The 14956-nt window shown below is 35.3% G+C and carries 11 protein-coding genes and 2 pseudogenes; 10 read left to right on the top strand and 3 right to left on the bottom strand.

Features of this window, described 5'->3' with window-relative positions; genetic code table 11:
- Both F6K22_RS11595 and F6K22_RS11590 read left to right on the top strand, forming a co-directional pair.
- A partial coding sequence (locus F6K22_RS11595) for a DUF29 domain-containing protein (protein WP_293097331.1) occupies nt 1-302 on the top strand: 302 nt, incomplete at its 5' end.
- A 115-nt stretch (nt 303-417) separates the two neighbouring features.
- Complete coding sequence (locus F6K22_RS11590) at nt 418-1029, top strand: hypothetical protein (RefSeq protein WP_293097328.1); 612 nt, start codon at nt 418-420, stop codon at nt 1027-1029.
- Between the two features lie 610 nt (nt 1030-1639).
- Here the strand turns inward: F6K22_RS11590 and F6K22_RS11585 are convergent.
- On the bottom strand, nt 1640-3121 hold the full coding sequence (locus F6K22_RS11585) for a glycoside hydrolase family 13 protein (protein ID WP_293097325.1): 1482 nt from the start codon (nt 3119-3121) through the stop codon (nt 1640-1642).
- 162 nt (nt 3122-3283) lie between these two features.
- Here F6K22_RS11585 and F6K22_RS11580 point away from each other — a divergent pair, with 162 nt between their 5' ends.
- From F6K22_RS11580 to F6K22_RS11560, 5 genes are all read left to right on the top strand, one after another.
- Complete coding sequence (locus F6K22_RS11580) at nt 3284-3973, top strand: hypothetical protein (protein WP_293097323.1); 690 nt, start codon at nt 3284-3286, stop codon at nt 3971-3973.
- 524 nt (nt 3974-4497) lie between these two features.
- Nucleotides 4498-6465, top strand: a complete 1968-nt coding sequence (locus tag F6K22_RS11575) for a pentapeptide repeat-containing protein (RefSeq protein ID WP_293097320.1) — start codon at nt 4498-4500, stop codon at nt 6463-6465.
- Between the two features lie 518 nt (nt 6466-6983).
- Nucleotides 6984-8270 carry a glucose-1-phosphate adenylyltransferase gene (locus F6K22_RS11570; protein WP_293097317.1) on the top strand — a complete coding sequence of 429 codons (1287 nt, stop codon included), beginning with the start codon at nt 6984-6986 and terminating at the stop codon, nt 8268-8270.
- 477 nt (nt 8271-8747) lie between these two features.
- Nucleotides 8748-9230: an AAA family ATPase gene (locus tag F6K22_RS11565; RefSeq protein ID WP_293097314.1), complete on the top strand. Its 483-nt coding sequence runs from the start codon at nt 8748-8750 to the stop codon at nt 9228-9230.
- Between the two features lie 1202 nt (nt 9231-10432).
- Nucleotides 10433-11446, top strand: a complete 1014-nt coding sequence (locus F6K22_RS11560) for a DnaJ C-terminal domain-containing protein (protein WP_293097311.1) — start codon at nt 10433-10435, stop codon at nt 11444-11446.
- Nucleotides 11447-11485: 39 nt separating this feature from the next.
- Here F6K22_RS11560 and F6K22_RS11555 read toward each other — a convergent pair whose 3' ends face one another.
- Nucleotides 11486-11746 (bottom strand): hypothetical protein, encoded by a 261-nt coding sequence (locus F6K22_RS11555; protein ID WP_293097308.1) that lies wholly within the window; start codon nt 11744-11746, stop codon nt 11486-11488.
- Between the two features lie 140 nt (nt 11747-11886).
- A pseudogene (locus F6K22_RS11550) lies at nt 11887-12450 on the bottom strand (RNA-guided endonuclease TnpB family protein); the annotation flags it as partial.
- Between the two features lie 112 nt (nt 12451-12562).
- Here F6K22_RS11550 and F6K22_RS11545 point away from each other — a divergent pair.
- The 3 genes and pseudogenes from F6K22_RS11545 to F6K22_RS11535 all read left to right on the top strand — a co-directional run.
- Entirely contained in the window at nt 12563-12763 is a 201-nt protein-coding gene (locus tag F6K22_RS11545) for a hypothetical protein (RefSeq protein WP_293097305.1), read from the top strand.
- Between the two features lie 131 nt (nt 12764-12894).
- Nucleotides 12895-13401: a hypothetical protein gene (locus F6K22_RS11540; RefSeq protein ID WP_293097302.1), complete on the top strand. Its 507-nt coding sequence runs from the start codon at nt 12895-12897 to the stop codon at nt 13399-13401.
- 219 nt (nt 13402-13620) lie between these two features.
- A pseudogene (locus F6K22_RS11535) lies at nt 13621-14430 on the top strand (glycosyltransferase); the annotation flags it as partial.
- Between the last annotated feature and the right edge of the window lie 526 nt (nt 14431-14956).

The raw sequence follows: 14956 nt of genomic DNA, 5'->3' as shown, positions 1-14956 counted from the left end.
GAGAGAAAAAAACAGTTGAAAGGTTTCTCGAACAGATAATCAGACATTTACTTCTTCTGCAATATTGGACTGTTGAATATCAGTATAATGCCAATCACTGGCTAGCTGAAATTATGAGTTTTAGAACCCAAATCAATGAAGATTTAACTCAAAATTTACGAAATTATCTAGAGGAAAACCAAGCAAAAGTTTATGAAAAAGCATTAAAATATGTCAGTCAAAAGACAGGATATGAGATAATTTTTCCAGAAAACTGCCCTTATAGTCTTGAACAATTATTAGATATGAACTGGCTACCATAAAATAAGTTATCAGTTATCAGTAGTGAAGCAATCTCTGGTCAATTTGCTATTGCAACATTTAAGATGAAGCAGTCTACTACTAGACTAACTTATAAGCATTTCCGAGAGTTTAATTATGTCTATAATTTCCGTTATTGACCCTACTCAATCTTATACCTTTGCTGACTACTTTAAATTCAACTCTGAACCTGACGATATTCTATCCTATTTTGGCTATAGGTATGAATTGCGATCGCTTACTTTACCCCAAACTTATCGTCAACTCGGACGCTTAGACAGTTTAAAACAACGCTTAGAAGAGATTTTACCCTATGTCAGTTTAACTAGCGAAATGGCTAGACGGGAGTTTCTAATTGCTCCTGTTTTGATGGAGTTAATTCACTACACCCAAGTTAAAATTAAGGTGGGGTATTCTTTAAAAGTTAGCGAACAGTTGAAAGGTGAATTAGATTATTTTCTCCAAACCAAAACTCAGTTTTTGGTTATTGAGGCTAAAAATGCTGAATTACAAAGAAGTTTCACACAACTTGCAGTAGAATTGATTGCTTTAAAGCAAGCAGAATTTGCCAGCTATTCTATGTTATATGGTGCAGTATCAATGGGAAATATTTGGCAATTTGCTGTTCTTGATACTCAAAAAAAGCAAATTATACAAGATATAAATCTGTATCGAGTTCCTACAGACTTGTTAGAATTACTCCAGATTATTGTAGGTATTTTAGAATAATGGATAATTGATAATTGATAATTGATAATTAGAAATATAGCAATCCTATTTAATTGGTGTCAAAAATATTGCTACTATTTGGGAATATAGGAGTTTTCAGCGTGGTGAGGTAGATTAATGTACCTCACGCTTCTTGGGAAATGCTATAGTTGAGGAGGTAATTGATAATTAATTCCCAGACCTTTAAGACTTTTCCTTTTAATTTGATACCTAAAAAGGCTACAAATTTTGTAAGAATTCAGCCGTCAGATATCAGCTAGCTAATAACTGAATGCTTACCAATTTTTATCTGTAAAGACTTTTAGATTTAATCAGAAAAATCTAATTAGGGCTTGCTGATTAATTATTAAAGCATTGATAGGTAAAGATTTGAGTCTTCTTATATTTCCAATCAAGTGCTTTTGTTTTAGTATATTACGCTCAAAAAATTAGCATTTTGGGCAAATTAAGGACAGAAAAATTGAGAGACAATTCTTACTCCTACCTGCTCTATAATTCAATTCCCCTAACTGCTGTCTGCTGTCTCCTGTCTCCTGACTCCTACCCGAGCCCATAAGACTTTTTCAGTAAACCCTAATTATAGGTAGTTTTCATTATTAATTATCCATTATTAATTATTAATGAAAATACTGCCTTTTCTTGCAGGCAAATCTAACTCTAATTTACTAGCTTCATTTTCCCTTTGCCAAGATATCTCACAACTACCATAAACAACTTTATTGGGTTGAGATTTAAGCTTACTAGCACTAACATATACTTTTGCTGCTTCCATACCAATATTAATAGCAACAATAATTTCCTCATCTCCTAAAATACGAGCAAATACATAAACATTTCCCTCGGCAAACAAAACTTGATAATTACCAGTACGCAAAGCAGGATATTGATTTCTAATAGCAATTAACTTTTTATGATATTCCAGAACTTGATTATCCCATTTTTCAGTAGTAGGAAAACCACGACGAGAGTCCGGGTCTAACTTCCCTGGTAAACCTACTTCATCACCATAATAAATACTTGGCGCACCAGGAAAAGTCATCAATAATAAAGTAGCTAATTCAACACTTGCTTTATCCCCTTGAGCAATACTCAAAACTCTAGCTGTATCATGACTATCTAATAAATTGAGTTGAGTTAATTGAATTTCCCAAGGATAGAGTTGTAATAACTCTTCCATTTTTTGACCGTATTCAACAGCAGATATAGGTGGATAAGCTGAATAGTCACGGTCTTCTACTTGCTTAATATCCACCCGATCGCCTGCTGTAAAAGCAATAGTCGGACCTGTAAATAAATAATTCATCACCCCATCAAACTGAGTACCATCTAACCATTGGACGCAGTCACTCCAGACCTCACCCACAATATACGCTTCTGGGTTAATAGCTTTGACGCGATCGCGAAATTCTTGCCAAAACCCAGGAGTCTTCACCTCAAAGGGTACATCCAACCGCCAACCATCAATGCCAAATTCTAACCAATATTCCCCAATTTCCATAATGTATTCTTTCACTTCCGGGTTATCGTGATTGAATACAGGTAAAGCACGGTTGCCTATCCATCCGACATAATTAGCAGGTAAACTACCATCGTAAGCAGATAGAGGCCAATTTTCTATTTTAAACCAATGTAACCAGGGAGAATGAGGACCGTTTTCTAAGATATCGTTAAAGAAATAGAAACCCCGACTAGCGTGGTTGAAAACTCCATCCAGAACAACTTTAATATTGCGATCGTGAGCAGCATCTATCAATACTTTTAAAGCTTCATTACCTCCTAAAATTGGATCGACTCGATAATAATCATGGGTATGATAGCGATGGTTACAGGTTGATTGAAAAATTGGGGTGAAATAAATCGCGTTGATACCTAGGTCTTGAATATAGTCAAGTTTTTCGATGACACCCCAGAGGTTTCCTCCTTTGTAACCTTGAGGAGTAGGAGGTTCATCCCAAGGTTCTAAGGTGCTGGGATAGGAACCTTTGTCTATTCCTTTTCTGGTTTTGGTGGGTGCTTGACCTTTAGCAAAACGATCTGGGAAAATTTGGTAAAAGACGGCGTGTTTTACCCATTCTGGTGTTTGAATTTGCATGAATAAATGTTTTAGTTAGGTTGTTCTACTCAAAGTTACCAGATATTGAACTTGTTGTAAAATTATGTAACAACCTTATTTTTTTCCATATTTAAGCTTTCTAGAATGAATAATTATATAACTATCAATAAATAATTCAAAAAATCTGAGGGTTAAGTAATTATGACATGGCTAAAACTGACAAAAAAAGCTCTAGAATTAAAGGAGCAAAATAGTACGATAGAAGAAGTTCAAGTTGAATCTTATCCAAAGAACCCTACAGAAGATTGGATAGAAGAATTTCCTACAAGATGGTTTGAGGGTGAAGATGCACCAAAAACTATGATTATTTCTAGGAATGATGTGGAGTTACTGGATATAGAAAAAGGAGCAATTAAACTTAAGATATTAGAGAAACTCGGCCTAAATTTCGACCCAAATAATGATCTCGACGATCAGCAAAAATCTGAAAAAGTAAAAAACATATCTGACGAACTAAAAAAATTAAGCCAGAATTCAGGAGTAGATATATTAACACTGGCTTTTTATAGTACCCAACTTATCAGCAAAAAGAAATTTGAAGAAACATCTACCCAAGAACAACTTCAAAAAATTTGTGATATTTTACGTTGTAAGATTGATGATTTGAAGGGAGAAGAAGAAGATATTCCATTATTTAAGTTTGACATAGATCTTTATATTAAGAAAAAGTATCAAAATGAAGCTGAGTTTATTAAAGAGACAAACACTTCAGCAGAATTTATAGAGATTCTTAGAACTGAGCATATAGATATATCTTTTAATAATCCTTTCGGTGATTATACATGGACAGATTATTTAGAAGACTGGATACGGAGATTTTGGAGTTGGTAGTCTTGTAAAAGTAGTGATTTTTGTGGTTAGATTCCTGAGTGTGAAAGGGGTTTACTTTATAGATACAGCGCTTTCCATTACCCGTGAGGTAAACCTATCGCGGGCAAGATGCCCGCACTAGAAAGCTTTATAATTAATATTTGTACCTCATAACGGGCGGAATCTGCTGTATCACTACATTTACCGGATTATTAATAATTAATTATTAATTATTAATTATTAATTATTAATTAATTATGGTTTAAAGCCTCCCCTTGGATAGGGAAAAAAAGTGCTAAGATATTTCCTTATCTTCAATCAAGAAAGGTTTTAACCAGAGGTAATTATCCATTATCAATTATCAATTAATGAAAGGACTATAGCAATCCTAAATAGGTTGGGAAAAATCAAAAAGTAGATAAAAAAGTTGAAAATCCTACCTGTTGCCTTTTGCCTTTTGCCTAAAAAACTGTAAGATTTTTGCCACGATTCAAATAGGATTGCTATAACTTTTAATTAATTAAAAATACTTCTGAAAGTATCACATGAAAAAGTCTAATTTAAATAATATTCGTAGTATTTATTTTACAAATAATCTAGAAAAAAAAGACTTTGTAAATTCACAAGGTGGGCATCATATAATCCGTAAAATATTGGTCGTAGGAGCTGGAATATTTGGTACTATTTTATCAACTATAATACCTTTAATTTTAGGGATATCGCTGTCTATTATATTTCAAGAATTATCGAAAGAATATTCTTTTGGCAAAACAGAACTTGGATTAATAATATTAGTAAATTATATTCTTTTCTTATATTTAGCTGCGAATGGCATCAAAAGAAATACTTTTATTGTAATTGCTTTGATATTGTGTATTACATTTATATTTATTAATTTGATAGAAACTAATACAATAATTAAATTACTAGCATTCATTGTACTTCTTGTTGTTATAGCATACTTAGGAATAATAATAATTGGAACTGCAATAAGTTTTACATCTGTAGCTAGCGAAACTATAAGTGATTTTTTGATTATAAGCACTGCTATTTTGGCAGCTATAGCTATTACTGGAAAAACTGATAATCCACAACAGGAACAAAAAGAAATAATAATATATATTTCAGAAATTGCCACAATTTTTACAGGTTATATTATTTCTAGAAAAGCTATCAGAGGTTCACCACAATTTGCATGGATAAAAAAAATAGCCGTATTTTTATCCGCCACAGGTGGAACATCTTTTTATGGTGTTGATTTAACAGATGCTTGTTTCGATAATTCACATTTACCCCACACAGATTTTAGAAAAGCTATATTAACTGGCGCTAGTTTTAAAAATGTTACAGGATTAGAATTATCTAGACTGCAAGAAACAATATTAGAAGATCCTCATGTGAGAAAACTACTTACAAATCCAGAAGATGGCGCTGGCAAAGATTATACTGGAGCAAATCTTAGTGGTGCTAACTTAAGAGGAGCAAACTTAGCAGGAGCTATTCTCATAGGAGCAAACTTAAACGGTGCAGACTTAACAGATGCTAATTTAGAAGGAGCCAATTTATCTAAAGCTCAAGTATTAGATGTAGATTTTTCCGGAGCTAGTCTAACAGAAACCTGTATAGAAGATTGGAGTATAAATAGTCGTACTTGCTTTGATAAAGTTGACTGTAAAAGAATTTATATCAAGCAAGGCAAACACGGTTTTTTAGAACCTAAACCAGACAGTGGAGAATTTAAAGATAGTGAATTTGAAAGATGGATAGATCAACTTCAAGAAACTGTAGATGTACTTTTACACGATTTTGATTTTGGCGGTTGGCAAGCTCTAGGTACTGCTCTAGATAAAACAGCAAATAAATATCAAGGAATAAATAAAAGTCGCTGGAAAATAGAACAAAAAGATGAGAATGTAGTTCTAGTACAAATTGGTGTTTCACCAACCGCAGACAAACCAGCAATTCATCAGAGCATTACAAATAATTATTATCATGAATTATCCATTCAAGGTAATAAAGCTAATATATTATTAAACCCTTCAGAAAAGGTAGAAATTATGGAAAACAAAAACGAAAATCCTCAAGTTAGTGGCGATATAATTAGTGGAAATAAAACCACATCTGGAGATGTTAATCTGAGTGGCGCTAATATCACAAATTATGGAAAGATGGCATCATTATTAAACCTCAACAGTCAGATTAGCAATACTATCCAAGAAATTCAGGATATTAAAACAGAAAATAGTGAAGATTTAGCCACCATTCTAAATGCTTTGCAAGAATCAATTAATGACGACTCTGTACTATCAGAAGCTCAAAAAAACGAAGCTCTTGAAGCTGTAGAAACCATAGCAGAAGAAGCCAAAAAAACACCAGGAGAACGCGTGCTAAAACTTTGTTCCATGGCATTGAATGCTTTGAAAGGTCTAACAGCAGCAGTGACAGACGCCAGCAAACTAGCAACTACTCTCAAAACTTATCTGCCAACTCTTACTACACTTCTTGGATTATAAAAAAATTTAATTTTTGGTGGTGTGTATGATTTGTAAAAGGACATTGAAAAAGTCATAAGGCAAGGTCAGAAGAAAAAATTCTTCCCAAGCAATTTCCAGAGTTTTATCAGAAACTGGGTTTATGGGAGACAGACGTGAGTATCGTAGGGGACATACAAACCCGGTTTCTACACCTTATCTATACCCATACTACCGGATTTAATATTAAACCTATCAGAGAAAAGATAATTAGCGATCGCCTACCCATAACCAAAATTTAACCTCACCATATCTAAGCATCTATGATAATTGCACCGCACAAATAGCTTAGAAAATTTATAAATGCTCAAACTCACTCAGGGGCTACTTCTAACTTCTAACTTCTGACTTCTGACTTCTGACTTCTGACTTCATAAAGACTTCTAACTTCTAACTTCTAACTTCTGACTTCTGACTTATGACTTCTGCTATCCCCTTGTCAATGATCCCCTACCGTTGGACACTGAGAAAGGCAATATCATTGGCAGTGAGGTTCAACCGTGAAAAACGTACTAAGTATAATTTTAGGCGGTGGCGCAGGTACCCGTCTCTATCCATTAACAAAACTGCGGGCCAAACCAGCAGTACCCCTAGCCGGGAAATATCGGTTGATAGATATTCCTATCAGTAACTGCATCAACTCAGAAATGCAGAAAATATATGTTATGACCCAATTCAACTCTGCTTCCCTCAACCGTCATATTACTCGTGCCTATAATTTCCCTGGTTTCAGTGAAGGTTTTGTCGAAGTTCTAGCAGCTCAACAAACTAAAGATAATCCAGAATGGTTCCAAGGAACAGCAGATGCTGTCCGTAAATATATCTGGTTATTCAAAGAGTGGGATGTTGATTATTATCTAATTCTCTCCGGAGACCATCTCTACCGCATGGACTATCGGGAGTTTGTCCAACGCCATATTGACACAAAGGCAGATATTACTCTGTCTGTCTTGCCCATTGATGAAGCACGGGCATCTGATTTTGGTTTAATGAAAATTGATGAGTCTGGTCGGATTATTGAATTTAGCGAAAAACCTAAAGGGGACGATCTAAAAATTATGGCAGTGGATACCACTGTTTTAGGAGTTAGTCCAGAAGTCGCTAAAGAACAACCCTACATTGCTTCTATGGGGATTTATGTCTTTAATAAAGATGTCATGGTCAAACTATTGGAAGAATCCCAAGCTCCAGATTTTGGTAAGCAAATTCTACCTAATTCGGCTAAAGATTATAATGTTCAAGCTTACCCATTTGAAGGTTATTGGGAAGATATCGGGACTATTCGGTCATTCTATGAAGCTAATTTGGCTTTGACACAACAGCCTCAGCCTCCCTTTAGCTTTTATGATGAAAAAGCTCCCATCTATACTCGCTCCCGCTACTTACCACCAAGTAAACTTTTGGATTGTAATATTACAGAATCAATCGTTGGAGAAGGTTGTATTCTCAAACAATGCCGAATTGACCATTGTGTATTAGGGGTGCGATCTCGTGTGGAAGCTGGCTGTATAATAGAAGACTCTCTTCTGATGGGTGCAGACTACTACGAACCTTTTGCTGAACGTCAATCTGGTCTACAAAAGGGTGGTGTCCCATTAGGTATTGGTGCTGAAACGACTATTCGTGAGGCAATTATTGACAAGAATGCCCGAATTGGCCGTAATGTCCAAATAATCAATAAAGACAAGATAGAAGAAGCTCAACGTGAGGATGAAGGATTTATCATTCGTAGCGGTATTGTTGTTGTCTTGAAAAATGCTATTATCCCTGATGGAACAGTGATTTAGTGATTTTTTCACTGTAAGTAATTAGTTGGTTAGTGGTTATAAGTAAATACTACTAACCACTAAATATTAACCAAAAAAATGAGGTCTCTAGTCTCCCCTTTTAAGGGGATTAAAGAAATCAAAGGTCAGTATTTTAATTCCGATGCTTGAATCGGAGGTACTTTTGTGCCGAGGAAGTTATTGCTAGTTTATCTCAACGTTGGTTGAAGACCCGCGCTCTCGGCCAGGGGAGCGTCGTATTGGAAAACCAATCAATGTTGCGGTTCTTACAATAGTATGCTATGCTCTATAGCTATAAGGGTGCTGGGCTAGCAGTGTCAGTCTGTGGAGCGACCGTAAGACCGAAAAGAGGGAAAAGCCTTGGAGGTAGGTGCTATGTTAGCGTTAGCGAAGCTCCTCTGTAAGAGGCAGCTCCTCTGCAAGAGGCAGCAGAAAGCCCCTATTAGTAATTTTAGGGAATCCCCCGTTGTCGCGTCAGTGAAACGTCAGGAGGATGTCAAGACCAGACTAATTATTCTGATCGGACTTCCAGCTAGTGGTAAATCTACTCTAGCCAGGAAAATAGTATCTAAATATCCTCAGTGTAAATTAATTTCTACTGATGCTATCCGCGCTCAATTATTTGGTGATGAAGCAATTCAAGGGCCTTGGCTTCAAGTTTGGCAGGAAGTACAACAGCAATTTCACCAAGCTGTAAGCCAAAAATCTCTGGCTATATATGATGCTACTAATGCCCAACGTCGGCGACGAAGAGAAGTGATTGACCTTGCTAGAGAAACTGGATTTAGCTACATAACTGGTTTATGGCTTGACAAATCATTGGAGTTATGCTTAGAAAGAAATAAACGGCGAAAGCGCCAAGTGCCAGAAGAAGTAATAATCAAAATGTCTCGACAATTAACAGATGCTCCCCCAAGTTGTGAAGAAGGATTCGATCGACTGCAACGAATTACTAGATAATATTGTTCTATAAATATTCATTATTTATTACAAAAAAATAATCTTTATTTCTACATTATTTGTAATCTAAAATGATTTCTATTTTACTGTTTAGTTTTTAATTTTGACTGATGGTAATTCCCATTTCAACAATTAATAATTAATAATTATCTTTCCTTCAAAAGAAGAGGATTGACGCTTGAGGAAAATTTTTTCTTTTTTATGCTTTAAAGGAGAGGCTTTAAACCTTAATTATTCGGTAAATAGATTACATGAACCAGTCTTGAAAGTAATTTAAAATCAAGGAAATAAACGAGCAGGTTACTACTAGCTAAAAAATCGGGTACGGCAATTGCTATTAGTATTTCAGGAAAAACCGAACTTGACTAAATCTTAAGCTTTGATAACTTGAAATTAAGAAGCTCAATCACAATATCGAGTCCGCTTGATTAATCACTAAGAACGTGGGGGGCAGTTCTTACTGTTGTTGGCAGAAAAATTGTCGCCAACCTTAATATCTAGGTTGAAACCTACTTATACTAGTTTGATAAATTTTTGCTACAACATAGTTAGGGTGATGCTTAGGAGTCAGGAGTTAAGAGGAATAAAATTGCAGCATTTTTTGTGTTCATCTATCTCTTTTAGTCAAAAAGACATTCACATAAAGCCCTTTTGATTCAAGCTTATTTATAATATTCTTTTTTCACGCTTGGTATTATACATCAGAAAGTATAATTGTTGCTCAGAAAGAGCAGATATTAGATATTGCCAAACAAACTGTAATGGTACTGAAAATATTAGTGTTTCCAAATTAGTTAAAACTAGAATGTCATTTTTTCTACTCCAAAAAACTCTCTTATTACCAAAAAATAAGGTCTAAAGCCTCCCCTTTTAAAGTGATAAAAAAGCGGTCGTTTTCGGCTGTCGCCGACATGAAACGCGGAGCGACTTGAATTGCGGAGCTTTCCATAGGATGGGATGGTGAGGAAACCTCGCCATATCCAATCGACCAAGAGAAAATATTTGGTTCATTATTTCAATCCCAATGATTCAGCCAGAGGTACTGATAACTGATAACTGAAATGACCTCTCATTGTTACCTCAAACATTTAACTTTATGTTCAAATATCAAATGTGAATGCTATATCTTTCGTAAAGTAAAAAGTAATCATATATTAACATTAAGTAGTCGCTCAAAAATATTCAGATCACGAGGAAAATAAATGGCTAAAACTGATTTTAAAGATTATTACTCAATCTTAGGTTTAACTAAAAGTGCTAGTGCAGAAGAAATCAAAAAAGCTTACCGTAAATTAGCTCGGAAATATCACCCAGATATGAACCCTGGCGATCAGAAAGCAGAAGCTAGTTTCAAAGAAGTTAACGAAGCTTATGAAGTTTTATCAGATCCAGAAAAACGCAAAAAATATGACCAATTTGGTCAATACTGGAAACAGGTAGGCTCTAGTAGCAGTGGATGGCCTGGTGGCACAAGTGGTAGTACTGTAGATTTTAGTGGATTTGACTTTAGTCAGTATGCCAGCTTTGACGATTTTATCAATACCTTATTGGGACGTAGTGGTAATCCCGCTAGTAGTAATGCTGGTGGACGACGAACTTACACCTACAAAACAAATACAGGTTGGCCAGGTGGGTTTGGTAATGGGTTTGATGGTGCTTCTGGTTTTGATAGTCGTAAGTCAACAAATTCCCTAAATTTAGAAGCTGATATTACTCTTACTTTTGCAGAAGCTTTTCGGGGAACACAAAAACGTGTTGGTAGTGGAGAGGTTTCAATTCCCCCTGGAGTTAAATCCGGAAGTAAAATTAGAGTTAAAGGTAGAGGTCAACTAGATCCATATACTAAGCAAAGGGGAGATTTGTATTTAAAGGTAGAAATTCAGTCTCACTCTTTTTACCAGTTTGAGGGAGATAATTTATTGTGTGAAGTGCCAATAACTCCAGATGAAGCTGTATTGGGTACGTCTATTGAAGTACCAACTCCTGATGGGATGGTCAATGTTAATGTTCCTGCGGGTATTCGTTCTGGTCAGTCTTTGCGGTTACGGGGTAAGGGATGGCCTAAACCAAAATCAGGGGAACGTACTGACCAGTTAGTAAGAATTATTATTACTGCTCCAAAAAATATTAGTTCTTTAGAAAGGGAATGTTATGAGAAAATTAAAGCTAATCGTACTTTTGAGCCTCGCAGTCATTTAAAAAATGTCTCTCTTTAGTTAGGGTTTGCTAAAAAATTCTTTTGCTAAGGGTAGAACTCAGAATTCAGAAAAAATGGAAATTATAGAGTAGGTAGTCGGAAGAATTTTCCCTTGGTTTTTCTGCCCTTTTCTCCCCAAAATTCGGTGGTGCTGCTCGCGTAATGGTAAAGGAAGCACCGGGAGTGTGGGGAGATGGGGAGTGTGGGAGATGGGGAGATGGGGAGTGTGGGAGAAATTAAAAAATATATCCTCACCATTGCCATGCAGAACTACCCAAAATTCTAACTTTTTCAGCTTTTTGGACTGAAAAGCTGGCAATTTTTTCGACCTAAAAAGGCTTTAGCATTTATCTGTCAATGCTTTGATAGTTAATCAGCAACCCCTAGTTAAGTTAATAGTACCAAGCCATTTTCAATTGACATTCTCTCCTGCCTGAAGGCGAGGAGATTCCTATCCACCTAATAGTTATCCAAATCGAACAAAGATAACTGTATAGGCTCAAAGTGGGTTGACGTCTCATTGGCTGCTGCTACCTTGACCCTAGTCTTACGCTTGCCTCCACGTCCGTTTAATGTCTCGGACTGCCCGCCCGCGACTAATATATTTATTGCTGCGTTTTGGTCTCTGTCGTGTGTGGTTTCACAGTTCAAACACTGCCAATCACGAATTGACAAGTCTAATTTTCCACCACGGAAACCACAACATGAACATACTTGAGATGTTGGTTCCCATCTATCAATGACTCTAAAATCACGAATGTATTTTTCAGCTTTTCCTTCTAAAAGAGTCCTAAATTGCCTCCAATCTAAATCAGAAATAGCCCTAGATAATTTACGGTTTTTAACCATTCCAGAAACGTTTAAATCCTCTAAAATAACTGTTTGGTTTTCACGAATTATTTTAGTGGATAATTTATGTAGAAAATCTGTTATTGTATCTTTCAGTTTGGCATGAAATTTAGCTACTCTTAGCCTGGCTTTTTCATCTCGCTTTTTACCTCTAGTTTTCTTAGATAATGACTTACTTAATTTTCGTTAGCGTTAGCGAAGCTCCTCTGCAAGAGGCAGCTCCTCTGAAAGAGGCTACTTCTTAATTCGTTTTTTGAGTAGTTTAGGAGCATCAATTTTTTGACCATTGCTCAAAGTAGCAAAAGTTTTGATTCCTAAATCTATACCTACTGAGTTATCGGTTTTAGGTAAAACTTATGGTTGTATTTCTACTACAAAACTAAGAAAATATCTATTAGCAGAGTCTTTAATGACTGTGACTGAGCTAGGCTCATTAGGTAGTTTCCTTGACCAAATAATCTTGAGTTTTCCAACTTTAGCTAAATAGACTTTGTGTTGACCAATTTTAAATCCTCCTTTCCTAAATATAGCTCTTTGTCTAGATTTCTTACTCTTAAACTTAGGAGGTCTTGCAGGTTTTCCTTAGTTATAAATATCTATCCTTTTTAAGATTATTGTATGAAAAAATGGCAACATGAAAAAAAAGAACAAAATCCATCAAAATTTAACTATAACAGGACTTACGCAGAAACCAGGTTTATGACTCCAATTCGATGCTTGATATTGCAAATTTTCGTTGATAAACCTGCTTTCTTGGTAGGAATGGCTAAGTCCTATATCTATATAAGCATAACGGTAATATTAAATATATTATTATCTAGTCCTGTCCAAGCAGAATCATTTGAAAACTTATTAAAAAGTTCATTAACTCCAGCAGAGGTAGAAATACATAATATTATGGGTGATAAACAAGCATTAGAAACAGCTCGTAATGCTTGTCTATCTCTACAGAAAGGTAGTTCTGTTCAAGAATTTTCTACTCAGGCAGCTATATCACTACTTCAGCTAGGTTTAACACAAGAACAATTACAAACGGCAGCTCTCTATACAGGTAAAGTAATAGCTACAGGTGTAACTTCTTTTTGCCCAGAATATAAATCAAAGTTACAAGAGTTGCAACTATAATCTAAATCACAACATTGGTTTCCCCTTTTGCTTCTCCATTTGTTATTACTTCTTCCTTATTAATCAAAAAATATGGAGGAAAATTTACAAATGAAATTTAGTGTTGTGATGACAACCTATAATCGCTTAGATTTATTAAAACGGGCAATTAATTCAGCTTTATAACAAACCATTGAATGGCAAATAATTGTGGTTGATAATTGTTAAACAGATGGTACAGAAGAATATGTGAAAAGCTTGGGCGATCGCCTTATTTACCATCGTACTACTTCTAACCAGGGTCACGCGGGTACAATGAATATAGACGTTAAAAATGCTCAGGGAAACTGGATAAAACCTGTGGATGATGATGACTATCTAGCACCTAATTGTATTGAAGAAATGACTAAAGCAATTACTATTCATCCTCAAGCAGTAATTCTTTCTTGTCAAGCAGCAAGAGTTAAGACTGATGAAGTAAAAATTGGTTATACTCGTACCGCTGGATCTGAAAAAGTATTTTATATTCCCCAAGAAGATATTCATTATGGAATGTTGCTAGAATTACTACCTTTTGGTACTCCCATTCAAGTGGCTTTTCGTCGGGATGCTTTTTTAGCCTCTGGTGGATGGGATAATAATTTAACAAGTTGTGATGATATTGATTCTTGGATTAGAATTTCTGAATTTGGTGATGCTATTTTTCTCAATAAATGTTTAGCTTATCGTACCATTTGGCCTGGAGGCTATGACCAAAAAATTACGTTGCAAAAACGTTGCGATACTAATATTTTAATGAAAGAAAAAATTTATGCCAGAGTGAATAAAAAGTATAGTAATTTAATTCCAGATATTGGCAATATTAGACTATATATGAATTTACATTGGGGAATGGTAGCTATTAAACAAAAACAATTTTTAACAGCTTTAAATATGTTAGTGCCAGCAGTTTTTTATCCTCAAGGATGGCAAGTGTTTTTCGAGGCTCTTGCTTATCGAAAAAAGCTAAAGAAAAATACAATTTTGCCGAAAAAGGTTTTGATTAATTAGGGTCTGATGAAAAAGTGTTTAACCAAAAAAAGGTTAAGAGACTGTTTGTAAAAGGAATATTAAATCCAGGCGTAGGGTGGGGAGGGTGAGGCGACAATAACTATGAATCGTAGCCAAAATTTAACTTTCCGCCGTAACCCACGGAACATTAAGCACTCTGACTGTCTTAATATTTAGTTGTGCATTCACTCTCTAAGAGATAAGAAACACCTACTTGTTTCGAGGTTTTACTACTATTAAAACTTTCACAATAAGAGTACAAGTACATTAGTTTTGAAGTGTTTTAAAGGCAAAAGTCAAGGAGTAAAAGTGAAACGATAGCAGTGGCAGATAAAAAGCTTCACCTTTCATATCCGCGAGAGCCATTTCCCTCTAAAAACTACTTGCTTGAGCATTTTAATGACTAGAAAAAACTCCCCGTTCTCGCAGTTGCTGCATAAAATACTCTTCAAGGCTAATCCTTTCTATATTCATATTAATTAATGTAGCTTTCATTAATCCCAGACTAACTAAAAATTCTTGGGAG

Source organism: Okeania sp. SIO2F4, assembly GCF_010672385.1.
Taxonomy (GTDB): Bacteria; Cyanobacteriota; Cyanobacteriia; order Cyanobacteriales; family Microcoleaceae; genus Trichodesmium.
Note: the sequence above shows the minus strand (reverse complement) of the source record. Positions and strands in the feature narration are given on the sequence as shown.

Bases quoted from the DNA above. Each gene is read 5' to 3' on its own strand.
- F6K22_RS11590 (WP_293097328.1), top strand. From the start codon at position 418: ATGTCTATAATTTCCGTTATTGACCCTACTCAATCTTATACCTTTGCT.
- F6K22_RS11585 (WP_293097325.1), bottom strand. From the start codon at position 3,121: ATGCAAATTCAAACACCAGAATGGGTAAAACACGCCGTCTTTTACCAA.
- F6K22_RS11580 (WP_293097323.1), top strand. From the start codon at position 3,284: ATGACATGGCTAAAACTGACAAAAAAAGCTCTAGAATTAAAGGAGCAA.
- F6K22_RS11575 (WP_293097320.1), top strand. From the start codon at position 4,498: ATGAAAAAGTCTAATTTAAATAATATTCGTAGTATTTATTTTACAAAT.
- F6K22_RS11560 (WP_293097311.1), top strand. From the start codon at position 10,433: ATGGCTAAAACTGATTTTAAAGATTATTACTCAATCTTAGGTTTAACT.
- F6K22_RS11540 (WP_293097302.1), top strand. From the start codon at position 12,895: ATGAAAAAATGGCAACATGAAAAAAAAGAACAAAATCCATCAAAATTT.